This is a genomic window from Dyella sp. C11 (assembly GCF_003121485.1).
Taxonomy (GTDB): Bacteria; Pseudomonadota; Gammaproteobacteria; order Xanthomonadales; family Rhodanobacteraceae; genus Dyella.
The window spans coordinates 75791-93364 of the sequence record NZ_QAVX01000018.1; the positions used below are offsets into that span (position 1 = coordinate 75791).

At 64.4% G+C, this 17574-nt stretch carries 17 protein-coding genes and 1 tRNA gene; 6 read left to right on the forward strand and 12 right to left on the reverse strand.

Features of this window, described 5'->3' with window-relative positions:
- The first annotated feature begins 432 nt into the window (after positions 1–432).
- Both DK366_RS16055 and DK366_RS16060 read left to right on the forward strand, forming a co-directional pair.
- A complete protein-coding gene (locus tag DK366_RS16055; protein ID WP_157956592.1) occupies positions 433–1422 on the forward strand; it encodes an MBL fold metallo-hydrolase in 990 nt (329 codons plus the stop codon).
- A 22-nt stretch (positions 1423–1444) separates the two neighbouring features.
- Positions 1445–2449: an NAD(P)H-quinone oxidoreductase gene (locus DK366_RS16060; RefSeq protein ID WP_109126575.1), complete on the forward strand. Its 1005-nt coding sequence runs from the start codon at positions 1445–1447 to the stop codon at positions 2447–2449.
- Here the strand turns inward: DK366_RS16060 and DK366_RS16065 are convergent.
- Positions 2443–2664 carry a hypothetical protein gene (locus DK366_RS16065; RefSeq protein ID WP_109126576.1) on the reverse strand — a complete coding sequence of 74 codons (222 nt, stop codon included), beginning with the start codon at positions 2662–2664 and terminating at the stop codon, positions 2443–2445. The genes DK366_RS16060 and DK366_RS16065 overlap by 7 nt on opposite strands.
- Positions 2665–2784: 120 nt before the next feature.
- Between DK366_RS16065 and DK366_RS16070 the strand changes: the two genes are divergently transcribed.
- Complete coding sequence (locus DK366_RS16070) at positions 2785–3012, forward strand: hypothetical protein (protein ID WP_109126577.1); 228 nt, start codon at positions 2785–2787, stop codon at positions 3010–3012.
- Positions 3013–3027: 15 nt separating this feature from the next.
- Here the strand turns inward: DK366_RS16070 and DK366_RS16075 are convergent, their stop codons facing one another.
- Complete coding sequence (locus DK366_RS16075; protein ID WP_109126578.1) at positions 3028–3462, reverse strand: universal stress protein; 435 nt, start codon at positions 3460–3462, stop codon at positions 3028–3030.
- 244 nt (positions 3463–3706) lie between these two features.
- Between DK366_RS16075 and DK366_RS16080 the strand changes: the two genes are divergently transcribed.
- Positions 3707–4144: a universal stress protein gene (locus tag DK366_RS16080; RefSeq protein ID WP_109126604.1), complete on the forward strand. Its 438-nt coding sequence runs from the start codon at positions 3707–3709 to the stop codon at positions 4142–4144.
- 69 nt (positions 4145–4213) lie between these two features.
- Here DK366_RS16080 and DK366_RS16085 read toward each other — a convergent pair whose 3' ends face one another.
- From DK366_RS16085 to DK366_RS16105, 5 genes are all read right to left on the reverse strand, one after another.
- Positions 4214–6496: a TonB-dependent receptor gene (locus DK366_RS16085; protein ID WP_109126579.1), complete on the reverse strand. Its 2283-nt coding sequence runs from the start codon at positions 6494–6496 to the stop codon at positions 4214–4216.
- A 164-nt stretch (positions 6497–6660) separates the two neighbouring features.
- Complete coding sequence (locus DK366_RS16090; RefSeq protein WP_109126580.1) at positions 6661–7122, reverse strand: DUF2946 domain-containing protein; 462 nt, start codon at positions 7120–7122, stop codon at positions 6661–6663.
- 219 nt (positions 7123–7341) lie between these two features.
- Positions 7342–7851 carry a DUF1801 domain-containing protein gene (locus DK366_RS16095; RefSeq protein ID WP_109126581.1) on the reverse strand — a complete coding sequence of 170 codons (510 nt, stop codon included), beginning with the start codon at positions 7849–7851 and terminating at the stop codon, positions 7342–7344.
- A gap of 37 nt (positions 7852–7888) precedes the next feature.
- Positions 7889–8299 (reverse strand): VOC family protein, encoded by a 411-nt coding sequence (locus DK366_RS16100; protein ID WP_109126582.1) that lies wholly within the window; start codon positions 8297–8299, stop codon positions 7889–7891.
- A gap of 32 nt (positions 8300–8331) precedes the next feature.
- A complete protein-coding gene (locus DK366_RS16105; RefSeq protein WP_109126583.1) occupies positions 8332–8781 on the reverse strand; it encodes a helix-turn-helix transcriptional regulator in 450 nt (149 codons plus the stop codon).
- A 327-nt stretch (positions 8782–9108) separates the two neighbouring features.
- On the opposite strand from DK366_RS16105, the gene selD reads away from it, so the two are divergent.
- A complete protein-coding gene (gene selD / locus DK366_RS16110) occupies positions 9109–10149 on the forward strand; it encodes a selenide, water dikinase SelD (RefSeq protein ID WP_109126605.1) in 1041 nt (346 codons plus the stop codon).
- A gap of 15 nt (positions 10150–10164) precedes the next feature.
- On the opposite strand, the gene DK366_RS21300 is transcribed toward selD, so the two are convergent.
- Both DK366_RS21300 and selA read right to left on the reverse strand, forming a co-directional pair.
- Positions 10165–10260, reverse strand: a tRNA-Sec gene (locus tag DK366_RS21300).
- Between the two features lie 1943 nt (positions 10261–12203).
- Positions 12204–13628, reverse strand: a complete 1425-nt coding sequence (gene selA / locus DK366_RS16120; RefSeq protein WP_109126585.1) for an L-seryl-tRNA(Sec) selenium transferase — start codon at positions 13626–13628, stop codon at positions 12204–12206.
- A 275-nt stretch (positions 13629–13903) separates the two neighbouring features.
- Between selA and DK366_RS16125 the strand changes: the two genes are divergently transcribed.
- Positions 13904–14950 (forward strand): permease, encoded by a 1047-nt coding sequence (locus DK366_RS16125; RefSeq protein WP_109126586.1) that lies wholly within the window; start codon positions 13904–13906, stop codon positions 14948–14950.
- 99 nt (positions 14951–15049) lie between these two features.
- On the opposite strand, the gene fdhE is transcribed toward DK366_RS16125, so the two are convergent.
- The 3 genes from fdhE to fdxH are packed head-to-tail and all read right to left on the reverse strand — an operon-like array spanning position 15050 to position 17573.
- Complete coding sequence (fdhE, locus tag DK366_RS16130; RefSeq protein WP_109126587.1) at positions 15050–16009, reverse strand: formate dehydrogenase accessory protein FdhE; 960 nt, start codon at positions 16007–16009, stop codon at positions 15050–15052.
- Positions 16006–16665, reverse strand: coding sequence for a formate dehydrogenase subunit gamma (locus DK366_RS16135; RefSeq protein WP_109126588.1), 660 nt, complete (start codon positions 16663–16665; stop codon positions 16006–16008). Before DK366_RS16135 ends, fdhE begins: the two co-directional genes overlap by 4 nt.
- Complete coding sequence (gene fdxH / locus DK366_RS16140; RefSeq protein WP_109126589.1) at positions 16662–17573, reverse strand: formate dehydrogenase subunit beta; 912 nt, start codon at positions 17571–17573, stop codon at positions 16662–16664. The genes DK366_RS16135 and fdxH overlap by 4 nt, the downstream gene beginning before the upstream one ends.
- Between the last annotated feature and the right edge of the window lies 1 nt (position 17574).

Consider the following 17574-nt stretch of genomic DNA (forward strand, 5'->3'; position numbering starts at 1 on the left):
GGATTCCGGCCTTCGCCGGAATGACGGTGAGGGGTGGCAGGCTTACGACTTTGATCGTCATCCCTACGAAAGCAGGGATCCAGTGCCTTTCTCACGCCCACCCAAAGGCACTGGATTCCGGCCTTCGCCGGAATGACGGTGAGGGGCATCGGGCGTACGTCCTTGATCGTCATCCCTGCGGAGGCAGGGATCCAGTGCCTTTCTCATGCCCAACCAAAGGCGCTGGATGACCGGCCCTGCGGCCGTTGAAAAAGCGCCTCCGGCCTTCGCCGGAATGACGACGAGGGGCATCGGGCGCCTAGTGGAATGACGGCGAGGAAACGCCATGCCCAGGCGAGATTTTCCACGGGCTTTAAACCCTGGAGCCGTCACCCGCATCGGACCCGACGCATGCGCGATCCCCCGGTCGCGCCCCGATCCGTCGAGGCAAGGATGAAGTATCCGCTGATCGTGCTTTGCTGCGTGGCCATGCTGTTCATCATGCCAACGATGGCCGCCCCGGTTCCCGGCAACATCAACACCACGTGGGACAACGGCGCTGCCAACTGTCAGGCCCACCCAGCTCGTCCCTTGCAGGTGCAGCGTTACGACGCGGGCACTTACATCTTGCGCGAAAGCCTTTGCCAGACTTACGAAGGCCCGTTTGTCTACCTGCTCATCGGCTCATCGCGCGCATTGCTGATCGACACCGGCGATATCGCGGATGCGAAGCAGATGCCGCTGGCTGCCACCGTGCTGGGACTGCTGCCGCAGATTGACGGCAAGCGCATGCCCTTGCTGGTGGCGCATACGCATGGCCATCTCGATCACCGCTCGGGCGATACGCAATTCACCGGCGCACCGGACGTCACGGTGATGGGCACCGACCTCCCTCACGTAACCGAAGGCTTCGGCTTCAAACAGTGGCCCGACGATGTAGCGCATATCGATCTGGGCGACCGGGTGGTCGACGTGATTGCCACGCCAGGCCACTACGCGTCGCACGTATCGTTCTACGACGCGAACACGGGACTCGTCTTCACCGGTGACTTCTTTCTTCCCGGCCGCCTGATCATCGACGACCCTGCAGCGGACCGGGCCAGCGCCGCACGCATCAATGACTACCTGCGGGATCGCCCGGTGACGTACGTGCTTGGCGGTCACATCGAGCTGGACCGGCATGGGCAGCTCGAACCGATGGGCTCGAACTGGCATCCGGACGAAGCGCCGCTGCCGCTGGGCAAAGACGACCTGGCCAGGCTTCCCCAGGTGCTCGCCTCGTTCAACGGCTTCTACAGCCAGTCAGGCCGCTTCCTGATGTATAGCCAGGCCCGCATGCTTCAGGTGATCAGCGTGGCCGGCGTTCTTCTCCTGATCGTCATCGTCCTGTCCTTACGCTGGTGGTTCAAACGCCGACGCCACGCCCGCGCCGCACATCCTTGAACCGCCCATGCCGGAGCGCCTTATGCGTCCTTCGCTCCCCGCGACGATGACCGAAATCCACATCAGCGCACCCGGTGCCGCCGATGTACTGCAACCGCGGCAGTCACCCGTACCGGTGCCGCGACCGGGCGAGGTGTTGATCCATGTGCGCGCCGCCGGCGTCAATCGACCCGATGTGCTGCAACGCGAAGGCAACTACCCGATCCCGCCTGGGGCGAACCCCATTCCCGGCCTTGAAGTGGCGGGCACCGTGGCTGCCCTCGGCGAAGGCGTGACCACGCATACGCTTGGCGAAAGCGTGTGTGCGCTGACCAATGGCGGCGGCTATGCCCAATACTGCGTGGCGCCCGCCGGCCAGGTGCTACCGGTCCCGCAGGGCGTTTCCATGCAGCAGGCCGCAGCCATACCCGAAACCTTCTTCACGGTGTGGGCAAACCTGTTCCAGCTGGGCCACGCACGCCGCGGCGACGTGGCGCTCATCCACGGAGGCACCAGCGGCATCGGCACCACGGCGCTCATGCTGTGTCGTGAGTTTGGCATCCGCGCTTTTGCCACGGCCGGCGGCAGCGAAAAATGCGAGGCGATCCGGGAACTGGGCGGCGAGCCCATCAACTACCGGCAGGAATCGTTTGCCGAGGTGGTGCTGGCGCGCACGGAACGCCGTGGCGCGGACGTGATCCTGGACATCATGGGCGCCCCTTACTTCGCCGATAACCTTGCCACGCTGGCACGTGATGGACGCCTGCTGCTCATCGGCTTCCTGGGCGGCGGCGTGGCCGATCACGTGAACCTGCACGCCATCATGGCCAAGCGCGCCGTGGTGACCGGCTCAGCCATGCGGCCGCGTACGGCACAGGAAAAGGCGGCGATTGCCGCCTCATTGAGGGAACACGTCTGGCCTGTGCTGGCCGAAGGACGCTGCCTGCCGCTCGTCCACGCTACCTATCCCCTGGCTCGCGCCGCCGATGCCCATCGCGCCATGGAGGGCAGCCAGCACATCGGCAAGATCGTGCTGGACGTTCAGTAGGCCGGCATCTCCTGCGGGGAGAAGGACGCACAGGCGTGCGTGCTTTCCTGCCATTCGTCCATCTGCCGGCGGCACTCGCGGATCTGTAGCTCGCCGGTCGGATGCCGGCGCAACTGGGCGCGTAGTAACTCGATTTCCTGCTGCAACAGCGTGTTCTGCTCGATCAGTTCGTCGCAGGCACGGTTGAGCAGGTCATTGTCGCGATCCCATTCCATACAGGCACCGCCTCGTCCCGGGTGGGGAAATCAACGTTGCATCCGAGGCCGTTAAGCCGTCGTGACACTTTGAGTAAGACTTTCGCGCGGCATTGATCTTCGGCGGCGCACGCTCCTTTCATGGTCAAGTCCACCGCCCAACTCGACCAGATGCTCGACGCGCTGGATGACTCCGTGCCGCGCCTGGTAACCAGCAAACCCGCCCCGAACGACTTCTGGGCGAGCTTCATGAGCATGGCCAATGCCATCCAGAAACGCGCCGAACCGAGCGATCGTTCCTGGGTATGCGATCGACTGGATGCCATCCAGGTGAAGCATCACCTGGTGCCGCCCGCCGACCAGATCTGATCGAGGCTTTCGCGCTCAGTGACAGACCAGCACGGGCGTGTCACAGCTCAGCATCACCTTGTGCGGAACGCTGCCGATCAATACGCGCTCCAGCCCCTCCTGGCCGCGCGAGCGCATCACGATCAGGTCGCAATGATGCTTTGCTGCTGCCGCAATGATGGCTACGTACGGCCTCAGGTCGCAGGCAATCTCGGTTTCGCATGGCACGTGCGCTGCGTCGGCCCGTCGAACGACTTCATCGAGAAAGGTCTGCGCCCTCGCCTTCGCCGCCTGCGTATGACACGGGTTGTGCTGCAGCAGCTCGGACATGAAGGACACCGTGGAAATGGGCGGCAATACATGCACGCCGAAAACGGTCGCCCCCAGCTTCGCCGCCAACTCGATGCCGGTATCGACGGCTTTCAATGCATGCTCGGAGCCGTCGACTGGAAGAAGGATGTTCTTGAACATGACCCTGGCCTCCCTTGGATTCCTTGCATCCAGTGTAGCCACGTTGCGTTGGCATGACGTGCACGCCGGCAACCCGGAAATGCACCGCCATGTGGCGTATTGACGCCAGGGCCGACACGCCTTTACCGACCACCTTAAGCTGGCACCGGCGCCCATGACGGGCGCTGCACGACGCATGCGCCACGCTGCCTGGCGCACTGGCCTGCACCTCCCACGCCGCACCGCGGCTTTCAGCGAGGGACTCATGTTCAAGCACATCCTCATCCCCGTCGACGGTTCCGAACTCTCCCTGCGCGCCGCCCAGGTGGGCATCGAACAGGCCAGGCTGACCCAGGGAAAGGTCACCGCCATCCACGTGATGTCACCCTTTCACACCATCTCGTACATGGGCGCCGTGCTGGCCGCCACCGAGTTCGCCTACAACGAAGAAGCCAAGGTCAATGCGCAGCGCTATCTGGATCAGGTGAAGGCCATGGCGGATGCCGCCGGCGTACCGTTCGACAGCGTGGCCGATTTCGGCGACCAGCCGTACGAGTGCATCGTGCAGACGTGCAAGGACCGGCACGCCGACCTTATCGTGATGGGTTCCAACGGATGGCGCGGCATGACCCGCCTGCTGCTTGGCAGCGAAACCCACAAGGTACTGCTGCGCGCCGACGTGCCCGTCCTCGTCTGCCACTGAGCAAGACGCGCTCCCACAGCCGAGCTTGTGTGGGAGCGCACCCTGTGCGCGACTGGACGCCACGCGCCATCACAGACTCAGTTTCAGATCCGCCACATACGTGCGCTGCGGGAACGGGTGGTACAGGAAGTACTTCTCGTTGGTGAAGTTGTCGATGCCGAACGACGCTGCCAGATGGTCGTTGATCTGGTAGTGCGCACGCACGTCGAACACCGTGAACTTGTCGAACGCGCCGAACACGTGCGGCGTGTCGTCCGTGTTGTCCAGCGTCGAGTACTGCTTCCCGCTGTAGCGCCCCGCAAGCGTAAACGCCCAAGCGGCGTCGGGCCGATACGTCGCCACTGCGGTTGCACGCCAGCGAGGTACGTAAGGTGCGTGCTTGCCAGCCGATGTCGTGCCCGTGCTGCTGGCAAAACTGTCGTTGGACAGGATGGTGGAGTCCACGAACGTCACGCTGCCGGACAACTCCAGCCCGCGAATCAGCACATTGTCCTTCTGCGCGACCAGCTCGATGCCACGGTTGCGCAGCTCGCCGACGTTCATCACATACGTCACCGGCACGGCCACGTTGGGCAAGGTGGATGTTTGCGAGACCAGTGCGTTCTTCGTGTTTTCCTGGAACAGCGACACGCGCAACATGCCCTGCTCAATGGCGTGCTCCACGGCCAGTTCGCCACTGCGCGCCGTTTCCGGCTTCAGGTCGGGATTGGGCACGCTGTACGTGGAGCCCGTCTGCACCAGCTGATACAGCTCTCCCACCGTAGGAAAGCGAATCGCCTTGGCCAGCGAACCCGTGATGCGCCAATCCGTCGCGACGTTCCACTGCAGCGTGGCCTTGGGAGAAAAGCCGTCCGCTTTCTCGACAGGCTGCTGCACGGCCGTCTTGCCGCTGAAGTTGTAGCCATCGCTGGCCTTCCACCACTCGTAGCGGCCGCCCAGGGTCAACAGCCAGTCGGGCGCGAACCGCCACGCGTCCTGCAGCCACAGCGCCTGCGTCTGCGTCTTGCCGCGCCCCGTCGAATACAGCGTGGTGAGGCTCGACGGGTCCTGCCAGTCAGCCAGGTTGGTCGTGGGGTTGTTCAACTCGTACTGGTCGGCATGCGCCCCCAGCGACACTTCGTGATCGCCGCCCACGCCCTGCGGACGCCAGATGCCCGTGGCGTCCGCCGTCGACCACTGCGTGCCGCCATAGCTGGCCAGGCGTCCATTGGTGGTGACGTCCGTGCCTGTGGTGACGCCGGCTGGCTGCCACTGGTTGTCCTTCAGGAAGGCGTAGTGGGTCACGACAAGTGAGCCGTCGTAGTCGCCCTTGGTATCCGACTTCACCGACAGGCCCTGCATCAGGTGATGCGCGCTGAGGTCATAGGTATTGCTGGCAAATCCCGCCACTTTGCCGAACGTGGGCGCACCACTGGCGTCGGACAGATAAGTGTCGGTATCCGACTGGCCATGGTTGCTCCAGTAACCCACCAGATAGGTGGCCTTCCATTGCGGCGTGATGTCGTACGTCAGTTCGCCGTTGAGATTGAGCATGCGCGTGTGCAGCAGGCCGCCCGCGCCGTAAACGTTCGCCACCTGCCCCAGCTTGTTGAGTGCCGGGACGGTGCCGCTTGTGCCGGCGGGAGTCGTCGCACCCGTGATCATCGACAGCGGCTGGCTGAAGCTGTTCATCGCGCTCGCACCGAAAAACCAGCCGAGATTGCCGCTGCGCCCACCCGCCGTCAGGCTGGTCTGGCTGGTGCTGAGGTTGTCGTGCGTGCCGTACAGGTCGAACGACTGCACGGCCTCGGTCTGCTTGATGGTCACCTCGGTCTTGTCGGGCATGCGCGTGACGATGTGCATCACGCCGCCCATCGCGTTGCCCGCATACGCCGCCGAGAACGGCCCGTACATCATGTCGATGTGGTCGATGGCCTCGGGCGAGGTCATGCCCCAGCGCGGCGCTCCGATGGTGTTGTTGTTCGCAATCAGGGCCGAGATCGGAATGTCGTCCACGTAAACCAGCGTGCGTGCGCTGGAGTTGAGACCCCAGGTACGCGTGGCAAGCACCGGCTGCGTGTCGCCGTAGTTGCGTTTGCGGATAAAAATGCTGGGAAGGTATTTCGCCGCATCCTCCACATCCACCGCATTGATGGTGGCCTCGACGCGCTCCGCCGGCACCGCCGCCAACGTGGCGGGAAAACCGGGTGCCGCAAGCGTTTGCGTGTCCGCCGTCACCTTGACGGCCTTGAGACTGGTGACCTCGCTTTCAGAGGGGGCCGGTGCCGGGCCATCCACGGCCAGGGCAAGGGAAGAAGCAAGCAGCGAGAGCGGCCATCCAAGGGCCGCTCCGCGCATCAGGGAAAAGCGCATGACATGAATCCGTTGTGCCAGCGTTGCAACGCAACGCCTGGTGGGCGCAGGCAGACACGGAGCATGGGCAAGGCGGCGCCGTGCGGCGAGCCTCTGCCCTTCCCCCGTGTTTGCATCGAAGACGAACGGCAGCCTGCAGGCGCAGGCACCCTTCGTTCAAACCGTCATCCCAGCCGAGCGGATGGCGGCCCCCGCGGATGTGCACTCAGCAATGGCTGCGCATGCCACGACGCAGCAAAGGTTGCGGCTGGTGCGGGCGCCGGCAGCGGCGCAGCAAGAAGAAGAGCCACGACCCCGCCGGAAAGCAGCGGCGAATGGCCCAGCAATACGCAATAGCCGCACTGGTCCATGGAGTGGACCGGATCGCCCGGCGTCTGCGGGGCGTGCGGCATGCTGGCCATGTCGTGCATGGCCATGCCTTCCATGCCCGGCATGCCGGACATGGCGTCGCCATGCATGGCGTGCGACGCATCGGCGCTCGCCACGCCCCAAGCGGGCAGTACACGGGAAACCGTGGGCGCAGCCACCAGCAGCCACATGGCGGCAACAGCCAGCCATGCAACGAAACGCCGTGATGTCCTGCGCGTGATCAACCCTTTCCCAACCCTTGAGTAGGCTCCAGACATGATCGCATGCCCGCCCGCTTTCGGCACCCTTTTAATCGGTGCGGCAACGCGTCGCGCGCGTCACGTCGCGCACAGGGTGCGCTCCCACAAGACCAATCGACACTGTGGGAGCGCACCCTGTGCGCGACTGCCCCAGCACCAGGCATCCGTAGCAACGACACCCCGCCCGTCAGTTTTATTCCCGGCAGAGCCATGATCCAACCCTTCCGACGGGAGATATCAGCCGCCCTTGGCCCTGGCTGTCGTCCGCGTGCTTTTGGCGGTCTTCGAAGTCGCCTTTTGGGCAGCCTTTTTCGCAGGCGCCGTCTTGGCTGGCGTGATTGCGGCGCGTTTGGCCACCGCTTTCTTGGCCGGCGCATTCTTCTTCAGCTTCGCCTGGTTGAACGCGATGGCCGCCTGCACAAGACGCTTCAGCGCGGCCTTGTCGAGCTTGTCGCCTTCGTAAAGATCGATGGCACGCCATGTGCCGCCATCGAGCCCCGCGTTGAACAGCTTGTCCGGATCATCCAGCTTGGCGCCATGGGAGAAAGTGATCTTCACCTTCTCCTTGTGCGCATTCGCCACGGCGATCATGCCGTCGCGCGACCACACCGGGCTGCCCTTCCATTTCCACTCTTCAATGATCGCCTTGTCGGCGGAAAGGATGGCCTTGCGCACATCGGCAAATGTCTTGCCACGCCAGTCGGTGATTCCTTCGATCAACTGATCAATGCGTTCCGATGCGTTCATGGGTGCTCCCGTGGCCCTCAGAGGTCGATGAATCGGCTCAGCGCAATTGCTGGATGCGGATCATGTTGCCCGCCGGATCGCGCACGGCGCAGTCGCGCACGCCATACGGCTGATCGGTCGGTTCCTGCACGATGTCCGCATCGCGGGCCTGCAACCGCTCGAAGGTGCCGGCAAGGTCTTTCGTGGCCAGCAGGATGATGCCGAACGTGCCCTTCGCCATCATCTCGGCGATGGTGCGGCGTTCGTCGTCGGTGATGCCGGGGCTGGCCTCGGGCGGATAAAGCACGATGGACGTCCCGGGCTGGCCTTCAGGCCCCACCGTGATCCAGCGCTTGCCGTTGTAGCCCACATCGTTGCGCACTTCGAAGCCCAGCGTATCGCGATAGAACGCCAGCGCGGCATCCGGATCGTTCTGCGGCAGAAAGCTCGAGTGGATGGAAATGTCCATGTCTGCAGTCTCTTGGTGATTGACAACGGCGATCAGTCTAGTTCCGGCTCGCCGGCCGACGCTTCTCGATTCCTGATCGGTCGCGTCACCTGCCTGGCCACACAAGAAGGAATGCCCTGCGTGGCCTGCCCTTCCTGTCGCCGGTAAGTACTCGGCGACATGCCCACCAATTCCGTAAAGCGCGTGCTGAACGTGCCCAGCGACGAGCAACCCACGGTGAAGCACACATCGGTGACGCTCATGTCGCCAAGGCGCAGCAGCGACATCGCGCGCTCGATGCGACGCGTCATGAGATAGGAGTAAGGCGACTCGCCGTAAGCCAGCTTGAACTGGCGGCTGAGGTGCCCTGCCGACATGTGAACGCCACGTGCAAGGGCTTCCACATCCAGCGGCTGCGCGTACTCGCGATCCATGCGGTCGCGAACGCGACGCAAGCGGGCCAGGTCGCGCAGTGTGCTGGCATCGGCGGTCGTGCTGCTCATCGCTGGGATCGTGTCACTTCGCACTGACGCACTCAAGTGCGCCTGGACGTCCCGTTAGGCCACCTCGAGCACATGTTTCCCTCACGGTCATTCCGGCGCAGGCCGGAATCCAGTGGCGGTGGTATTGGGTCGTAGCGCAAGGCCTTCATGGCTTGGCGTTTCGCGACAACCGAGCATAAAGGCGCTGGATTCCGGCCTGCGCCGGAATGACGGTGAGGGGAAATGGGCGCGCACACCTTGCCGCGCATCGCTGCACGACATTCGCAACACCTCGCGCCCACGCATTTCGCTATGCTGCCCACAGACCATCGCATCGAAGGCCCTGGCATGACGTCCGTTCGGTTGACTGATCTCGCCCATGGCGGCGGGTGCGGCTGCAAGCTTGCGCCTTCCGTGCTGCAACAGTTGCTTGCCAACAAGCCCGCCATGGCGCCTTTCGCATCCCTGCTGGTGGGCACCGAATCCAGCGACGACGCCGCGGTATGGCAGGTCGATGAAAACACCTGCGTCATTGCCACCACCGATTTTTTCATGCCGGTTGTCGACAACCCGCACGATTTCGGGCGCATCGCAGCAACCAATGCGATATCCGACATCTACGCCATGGGCGGCAAGCCCATCATGGCGCTCGCCATCCTCGGCATGCCGTTGAACAAGATGGACGTGGCGACGGTGCGTGACATTATTGCCGGTGGTGATGCCGCCTGCGCCGATGCCGGCATCCCGGTCGCGGGTGGCCATTCCATCGACTCCGCCGAACCCATCTATGGCCTGGCCGTGATCGGCCTGTGCTCCCCCGCCCAGGTCCGGCGCAATGGCGGGGCGCGTGCTGGCGATGCGTTGATCCTGACCAAGGGCATCGGTGTCGGCATTTACTCCGCCGCGTTCAAGAAGCAGGCGCTGCCCGACGACGCCTATCAGGAGATGCTTGCCTCCACCACGCTGCTCAATCGCATTGGCGCCGAACTGGCCAAGGACGATGACGTCCACGCCATCACCGACGTAACGGGCTTCGGCCTGCTGGGACACGGCATGGAAATGGCGCGCGCCAGCGGTCTGCGCCTGACCCTTCAGCTGCCGCGCATTCCGTGGTTCAAGCAGGCTGAGTCGCTCGCGCAGGCCGGCCACATCACGGGAGCGTCGCAGCGCAACTGGAACAGCTACGGCCACGATGTGGTGTTGCCGGACAGCCTGCCGGACTGGCGTCGCGCGCTGCTCACCGATCCACAAACTTCCGGCGGCCTGCTGGCGGCGTGCAAGCCGGAGCGCGCCGAAGCCATCCGCCAATTGATCGAAGCCGCAGGTTATCCCGCCGCAAGCATCATCGGCACCGCAACCGCTGGCGAGCCCGGCATCGACGTCGTGTGAGCAGCCACTGCAAGGTGGCGGAAGAGAATGGGAGTCGAACCCACCCGAGACAGTCTGGCTGCCTCACCCGGATTTGAAGTCCGGACGCCCCACCGGAGACGATTCTCTTCCATGCGATGCGCTTGCAACGGTGGCGGGGCCGTACAGGTCGACGTACCGCGCCTGGATTCTGCGTAGCGTGCCACGGTTGAGCGTAACACCCTGCCTGTCGAAAAATTCCAGTATCTGGATGGCGACTTTACGGCCGTTGTCGAGACGGTCCCGAAACTGGGCTGCCGTGAATCGGCCGTCCTCGGCCTGCGCAGCGACGTCAACGGCGATCATCACCATCTCGTGCATGGTGTCGCGCAGAAAGAAGTGATCGTGCGCCACTTCGTCCACCAAGCCGAGCCGCGCGGCAAATTTCAGGGCGTCACGAACATCCTGTTCGGGGTATCGCAGCAGGCTGGCCACATCGCGCACGCGGGGTGGACGGAATCGTTCGTCGCCACCGAGCCGCGGCGCGATGGACGTCCATAGGGCTTCACGACCCGCGGGCCATTGCGGCGAATGACTGGCCAGGCGTACGAAGGCACCGTCACGCACGATGCGTGTCGCCAGGTCGTAGTGCTGCAGCGCCAGGGCAAACGCCGGCGCGGGCAGGCGCGTGCGCAACGCAAGCCTCAGCTTTTCACGCCCCATGCCCTGGGCATCAGGGTTGTTGGCGTGAAAGGCCTCAAGACATGAGATCAGGCTATCCACGAAAGTCAGCCAGTGCGGGCGTGTCATGGCGACGCGCTGCCCGGCTGCTTCGAACATCACCAGCGACAACGCTGCCGTGATGTCATCGAGCCCGGCGGCGGACAGCGCGCGGTCGCGCCCGAATGCCGCCAAATCCCAGGCGAAGGGAGGCGTTTCAAGCAACGCAGCCCATGCATCAGGCGCGCTCGCCCGAGCCAATGCGCTGCGCTGGGCCGATCGCTCCACCGTGCGTCGCTGCCGTGAGGGCGCGCGCAAGTCGATGAATTGACCGCCACCCATCGTGCGCCGCGCGGAAACGTCGCGAAGCACGAAACGATCGAGCGCAGCCGCCGCTATCGGATGATCCAGCACCAACTGGACATCCGCCTCGCCGCCCGGCGCAAGTTGGTCGCCCTCCAGCAGAACCAGTCGCGCGCCCACTTCGACGGCGCCATGGTGAAGTCGCACGGGAAACCACTGACCGATGGCCTTGGGTTCGTCCGACAGCAGCCGCACACGGGCGTCGATGCGATCGGTGGGCGCGTGCAGCGAGGGGTCCACCACCATGTCACCACGATGGATCGCATCCTTGCTGATGTCCTCTCCAACCAAGTTGAGCGCGCAACGATCACCGGCGCGCCCAAGGCCAGTGGGGCGATTCTGCGCATGCACCGAACGCACGCGCGCCGAAAGCCCGGACGGACTGATGAGCACCTGATCCTTGATGCTTACCGTGCCGGACAACACGGCACCCGTTACCACGACGCCAATGCCAGGCAGCGTAAACACGCGATCGATGGCCATGCGAAAGCGGCCGTCCGCAGCTCGCTCCTGGAAATCCCGCGCTTCAGCCACCAAACGATATCGCAGCGCATCGATGCCGATGCCCGACAGGGAAGACACGGTCATCACATCGGCATTCGCAAGCGATGTGCTCGCCAGCACCTCGCGAATTTCCATGGTGACTTCACGCAAACGCTCCGGCGTGACAAGGTCGGCCTTGGTCAGCGCGACGACACCGCGCCTGATGCCGAGCAAATCGAGTATCGCCAGATGTTCCAGCGTTTGCGGCATCACGCCATCGTCGGCCGCCACCACCAGCAGCGCGAAATCGATGCCGCTGGCCCCGGCCACCATGGTGTGCACGAAACGTTCGTGGCCGGGCACATCGACAAAGCCAAGGATGAGCTGGTCATCCATGGGCAGGTAGGCAAACCCCAGATCGATGGTGATGCCGCGCGCCTTCTCTTCCTTCAGGCGGTCGCCATCCACGCCGGTGAGTGCGCGCACCAGGGATGTCTTGCCGTGATCGATGTGACCCGCCGTGCCGACAATCATGAACCGTGCGCAGCCACGCTTTCGACATCAAGCTGCGCGAGTGACGCAATGAAGGCGGCCTCGTCCGACACGTCCAGGCAACGCAGATCCAGCCACAACGCGCCGTCGGCGACACGGCCAATGATCGGGCGCTGCAGTGCGCGCAACTCGCCAGCCAGGCGTTCCAGCGCGCGCTGGCTGCCTTGCGGGCGAATGCGCAGCGCCGCGCTGTCCAGCGTATCCAGCGGCAGTGCACCGGAGCCGATCTGGCTTTGGCAATCGTCCACGTCCACCACGAAAGCATGGCCCAGCGATGCGGCCACAACGGGCAGCAGGCGCTGCGCCTGATCCTGGATGTCCGACGGAGCACGACCCAGGAAACGCAGCGTAGGCAGCCGCTCAGCAAGACGGTCCGGCTCGCGATACAGGTTCAAGGTGGCTTCGATGGCGGCGAGGCGCATCTTGTCCACGCGCAACGTGCGTTTCAGCGGATTGCGGTTGATGCGCGCGATCAGGTCACGACGCCCCACGATGAAACCCGCCTGCGGTCCGCCGAGCAACTTGTCGCCGGAGAACGTGACCAGCGACGCGCCCTCTTCCACGGCCTGCCTCACCGTAGGCTCTTTCGCCAACCCATAACGCGACAAGTCGACCAGGCTGCCGGAGCCGAGATCGTTGAGCAGCGGCACGCCAGCGGCATCAGCCATGGGCGCGAGCTCGCGCGCACCCACCTCGGCCGTGAAGCCCTGGATACGGTAATTCGACGTGTGCACCTTCAGCGCAATCCCGGTGCGCTCATTGAATGCATCACGATAATCGGCCGCGTGCGTGCGATTGGTCGTGCCCACCTCGATCATCTGCGCACCGGCGCGCGCCATGATGTCGGGCATGCGAAAGGCGCCGCCTATCTCGATCAGCTCACCGCGCGACACCATGGCCTCGCGACCCAGCGCGAACGTATTGAGGCAAAGCAACACGGCGGCCGCATTGTTGTTGACCACGGTGGCGTCTTCGGCGCCGGTCAGCTCGCACAGCAGCTCGCGCACGTGATCGTCGCGCTCGCCGCGCACGCCATCCGTCAGGTCGTACTCCAGCGCCACGGCATGGCGCATGGCATCCACCGCCGCCTCGATGGCCGCCTCCGCAAGCACGGCCCTGCCAAGGTTGGTGTGCAGCACGGTGCCGGTCAGGTTGAACACGGGCCGCAGGCGGTGCGTGCGACTCTCGAGCAGCTCCCCGGCACGCTGCGCCAGGGCGTCGGCATCGGGCGCCTTTCCGGGCGACACGCGCAGTACGTCGCGGGCCTCGTCAACGGCCTGCCGGATGGCGTTGGTGGTGGCGATGCGTCCGTGGTGCTCCAGCAACAGCGATGCCCCTGCGGTTGCCAGCACCGTGGCAACGGCGGGCAGCTGGCGTAGCGCGGACACCTCGGGTTCGGCCATGGCGCTTGTCCTGTGGCGTTGCCCGTCCGGTGAAGCGGGGCAACGAAGGCTGGGATGCGACCTATGCTGCGGCGCCAGACCGGGCATGGTCAAGGCGGCGCCCGCGCGTCACAAGGTGACGACATCGCCAAGCCGTAGCATGATGCTCGCACCGGATGCGCTTGCCGCCATCCGGTTCCCTGCCCCTCCGCAGCGCAGCCCGCGTGCGGTTCCTGGTGGGCAATGTCGTGCCCAGTCTGGGCCGTGATGTGCCAACCATGCCTGCGAGGGTAGTCATGACTGCTGCCGTGCACACCGCGCGCAACGTGCGCTTTCTGGTGTTTGTCCTGCTGGCCGTTGCCGGCCTGTTCTATGTGAAGTGGCACCCGTACTACGGTCGCGCGTTTGTCGCGGCCAGCCAGCACTCGATTGGACATTCCATCCTGATGGGCGACGCGGCGAGTCCGCCCGCACCGTCGTGGCAGGCGGCCCTGGGTTATGCGCTCGCCTACGGCAAGGCCATCTGGCAGGCGATGGTGCTTGGGCTTTTGCTTGGCTCGGGCATACAGGCCCTGCTGCCGGTGAACTGGGTGCAGCGCGCACTGGGCGGCCGGGGTTTCAGCAGCGTGATGGCGGGAGGCATCCTCGCCGTGCCGGGCATGATGTGCACCTGCTGCGCCGCGCCCGTGGTCGTGGGCCTGCGCAAGCATCAGGCCGCGCCCGGCGCCGCCATGGCGTTCTGGCTTGGCAACACCACGCTCAATCCCGCGACACTGATATTCACGGGCTTCGTGCTCGGCTGGAACTGGACGGTGCTCCGCATCGCACTGGGCATACCGCTGGTATTCGGCCTGGGCTGGCTTGCCAATCGCCTTGCCGGACCGGTCACTGCCGTTGTCGTGGAGCCCGTGGAAGCGGAGCCGCTTACCTTGGGGCAAGTGTGCACACGCTGGGCACGCATCTTCGGTCAGATGGCGCTGCGATTGATTCCCGAGTACGTGATCATCGTGCTGTTGCTTGGCGCGGTGCGCGCATGGATGTTTCCGCACATCGGCCCGGGCGTCGGCGACCAATGGCTCTGGATTCTTGCGCTCGCCATTGCCGGCACCCTGTGCGTGCTTCCCACGGCCGGCGAAGTGCCGATCGTGCAGGCCATGCTGGCGCTGGGATTGGGCGTGGGACCTGCGGCGGCGCTGTTGGTGACGCTGCCGCCGGTGAGCCTGCCGTCGCGTGCCATGCTTGCGCGCTCGTTTCCGTGGCGTGTGCTGGCCATGGTGACGGTGGGTGTGGTTTGCGTGGGGTTGCTGGCGGGGGCGTTGGCGCCGGTGTTGGGTTTGCGCTGACGAGGCAATGTCGGCGGCAGAGTTGAAGCGATTTGGCGAGCACCCGCCCCTCACCCCGGCCCTCTCCCCGGAGGGGAGAGGGAGAAGTGTGGCGTTGTTTCAGGGTTCTTCGTCGACGACGGCTTCTTCCTCGCCCATCAGCAGCAATGGATTGGGCGCGTGGCGCGCGTACCCGGCCTCCATCACCAGAATGTCCAGGCCCAGTGAGGCGAGGTCGTCCGCCACCGCATCCATCTGCATATCCTTCACCTGATAGAACAGCTTGGCGTACGTATGGCAGTCATCGCACGTTTCCGCCTTTACCAGGCCTTCGTCGCCTTCGATGCCTTGCAATGACAGGTGGCGCGTGCCGCCACAGGTAATGCATACCGCACGCACGTGATTCCACGCGGTGGAACACAGCGAGCATTGGAGATACCGCGTGCCGGGCGTGATGCCGCTTGCGGTGATCACACCCGCTACCGATGGCGAGCCGCAGCAAGGGCACAGCGAGCGCTCTTCCAGCAGGCGCAAATCACCGGCCGACAGGCTGGCTGCCAAGCCTGTGAAGTAAACCTGCAATGCGGCAGCGACGAAAACAGCGGCGCCGGCATCCGCAGCGACAAGACCGCCTCGCAGGAATCGATCCGCCAGACGTTCCCGCGCCTCCGCATCGGTGGCGCGCAATTGCGCCATCGCATCCAGCACGGCCGGTGGCACACCGTCACTGTCGATGCGATCGAGCAGCAAGGTCAGCCCCTCACGCCATGAAGCGGCACGACGATGGCCATCCGCGGCGAGCGGCGGCAAACGCGCGTCGACAGCCTGTGCGATGACATCGGCGCGCGGTGGCCCTGCAGCCGCCACCGATGTGACGGCCTCATGTTGTGCACGCGCCACGCTCGCCATGAATCGCAACCACGGCTCCATCGGGTGGTTGGGCGCGAGCCGCTCCAGGCGCTGCGCCGTTGCCGCGAAACGCCGCGATGCATCGGGCAGAAGAATCGGGTCAGGCGCCTTGACGCCTGCATGCGAGGGACCGGTCCATTTACCTTCGGGCGGCGTACCTGCCTGTTTCACGGGCGCTTCCTGATGCTGGTCTTGCCATGCTGGCCGGAGGCCAGTTCCCACAACCACTTGCGATGATGCCGCCACGCCCAGCCCGGCGTCACGTAACCCTGCGTCATGGCGCGCACTGAATCACGCACCCAGATGGCAGCGTAGACATGCACCACCCAGACAAGGATGGCGGCAATCGCAGCCAGGCTGTGGATCAGCACCGCGACGCGCTGCACCGGAATGGACGTGGCCTCGCCGAAATAGACTTCCCAGATGACGAGGCCGGTAAAGAACAACACCGGAATCAGGAACGTCATCGACCAGAACACGAATTTCTGGCCGGCATTGTTGCGCCCCACCGGCGGCACGTGCTCCTCGTCGTTGACGACCACGTACCTCACTTCCTTCATCCATTCGATGTCGTCGCGACGCACCAGGTTCTCGCGCCAGAACTGGATGATCAGGCCGATATAGCTGAGCAACAGCAGGCAACCGATCCACGGATGTACCGCGCGCATCCACTGCCCGCCGCCAAACAGCTCCGACAACCAGAACAGCAGCGGATGAAACATCGCCAGGCCGGAGAGCGTAAGCAGCACGAAGCAGATGGCGGTAATCCAGTGATTGATCCGGTTCACCATGGTGTAGCGGATGATGACGGTCTTGGGCCGACTCATGGCGTCTTCTCCGCTTCGTCGAGCACGCGCTCGCCTTCGGCTTCGTCTTCCTCGGTCACTTCGTTCGGACCTGCCGTGATCCAGTGGAAGAAGCCCGATAGCGCCGCAAGCACCACGCCCGCCACAGCCAGCGGCTTGATGATGCCCTTCCACGCTTCCACCACCGGACTGATCTGCGGCTTGTCCGGCAGGCCCGAGTACAGCGATGGCTTGTCGGCATGGTGGAGCACATACATCACGTGCGTGCCGCCCACCGCCTGCGGATCGTAGAGACCGGCATTCTCGAAGCCGCGCGACTTGAGATCGACAATGCGCTCCTGCGCCCAGTCCTTCATGTCGCTCTTGGCGCCGAACATGATCGCGCCGGTGGGACATGCCTTGACGCACGCCGGCTCCAGCCCCACCGACACGCGGTCCGAACACAGCGTGCACTTGTACGACTTGTGATCTGTCTTGCTGATGCGCGGAATATCGAACGGACAGCCCTTCACGCAGTAGCCGCAGCCGATGCATTTGTCGCTGATGAAATCGACGATGCCGTTGGCGTACTGCACGATGGCACCAGGCGAAGGACAGGCCTTGAGGCAGCCCGGATCTTCGCAGTGCATGCAGCCGTCCTTGCGGATCAGCCACTCCAGGTTGCCATGCTCGTTCTCGTATTCAGCGAACCGCATCAGCGTCCATACGTCAGGGCTCAGGTCGTTGGGGTTCTGGTACGAACCCTCGAAATGACCCACTTCCTGCCGCAGGTTGTTCCACTCCATGCACGCCGACTGGCAGGCCTTGCAGCCAATGCATCGACTCACGTCGATGAGCTTGGCCACCTGGTCCTCATAACTGCGCGCCTTGGGCGGCGTCATGGTCGAGGCGGAGCGCCGTACGTAATCTTGCGATTGCAGATCGGACATG

Excerpts from the sequence above, each read along its gene's own strand:
- DK366_RS16090 (WP_109126580.1), bottom strand. The coding sequence starts at position 7,122 with ATGTCTGGAGCCTACTCAAGGGTTGGGAAAGGGTTGATCACGCGCAGG.
- DK366_RS16070 (WP_109126577.1), top strand. The coding sequence starts at position 2,785 with ATGGTCAAGTCCACCGCCCAACTCGACCAGATGCTCGACGCGCTGGAT.
- DK366_RS16055 (WP_157956592.1), top strand. The coding sequence starts at position 433 with ATGAAGTATCCGCTGATCGTGCTTTGCTGCGTGGCCATGCTGTTCATC.
- DK366_RS16105 (WP_109126583.1), bottom strand. The coding sequence starts at position 8,781 with ATGAGCAGCACGACCGCCGATGCCAGCACACTGCGCGACCTGGCCCGC.
- fdxH (WP_109126589.1), bottom strand. The coding sequence starts at position 17,573 with ATGTCCGATCTGCAATCGCAAGATTACGTACGGCGCTCCGCCTCGACC.
- DK366_RS16080 (WP_109126604.1), top strand. The coding sequence starts at position 3,707 with ATGTTCAAGCACATCCTCATCCCCGTCGACGGTTCCGAACTCTCCCTG.
- DK366_RS16125 (WP_109126586.1), top strand. The coding sequence starts at position 13,904 with ATGACTGCTGCCGTGCACACCGCGCGCAACGTGCGCTTTCTGGTGTTT.
- DK366_RS16135 (WP_109126588.1), bottom strand. The coding sequence starts at position 16,665 with ATGAGTCGGCCCAAGACCGTCATCATCCGCTACACCATGGTGAACCGG.
- DK366_RS16060 (WP_109126575.1), top strand. The coding sequence starts at position 1,445 with ATGCGTCCTTCGCTCCCCGCGACGATGACCGAAATCCACATCAGCGCA.
- DK366_RS16100 (WP_109126582.1), bottom strand. The coding sequence starts at position 8,299 with ATGGACATTTCCATCCACTCGAGCTTTCTGCCGCAGAACGATCCGGAT.
- DK366_RS16075 (WP_109126578.1), bottom strand. The coding sequence starts at position 3,462 with ATGTTCAAGAACATCCTTCTTCCAGTCGACGGCTCCGAGCATGCATTG.
- DK366_RS16095 (WP_109126581.1), bottom strand. The coding sequence starts at position 7,851 with ATGAACGCATCGGAACGCATTGATCAGTTGATCGAAGGAATCACCGAC.
- selA (WP_109126585.1), bottom strand. The coding sequence starts at position 13,628 with ATGGCCGAACCCGAGGTGTCCGCGCTACGCCAGCTGCCCGCCGTTGCC.
- selD (WP_109126605.1), top strand. The coding sequence starts at position 9,109 with ATGACGTCCGTTCGGTTGACTGATCTCGCCCATGGCGGCGGGTGCGGC.
- DK366_RS16065 (WP_109126576.1), bottom strand. The coding sequence starts at position 2,664 with ATGGAATGGGATCGCGACAATGACCTGCTCAACCGTGCCTGCGACGAA.
- DK366_RS16085 (WP_109126579.1), bottom strand. The coding sequence starts at position 6,496 with ATGCGCTTTTCCCTGATGCGCGGAGCGGCCCTTGGATGGCCGCTCTCG.